Here is a 279-nt window from a genome sequence, read left to right on the forward strand (position 1 = left end):
GTGTGATCCCATTCGAGTACGAGATCACGAATCTTGAAGCGTTCCCCACCGATCGCCCGGTCATACCGCTGTGTGGCACCAAGGTCCTCGACATGTGGCTGAAGAAGCTGGTCCCCGAAAACTGGCATCTCTTCTACAACGAGCATCACATGGATCAGGCGTACGCGGAACGGTTCTACGGCACTCAGCTCCTGAACTATTGGTGCGAGCTTCGCGTGTTTGACGAAGCAAAAGACCTTGTGTGGGACTACCCTCGTTTTGTCAAACCCGTTGACGACC

General features: G+C 54.5%; 1 protein-coding gene. It reads left to right on the top strand.

What is annotated here, in order from left to right; genetic code table 11:
• Positions 1–279 (top strand): hypothetical protein (locus tag AC1RPW_RS08415; protein ID WP_481769512.1); only part of this gene is annotated, 279 nt, incomplete at both ends.

This window comes from Dellaglioa sp. CoH-55-MRSF-8, from assembly GCF_056782195.1.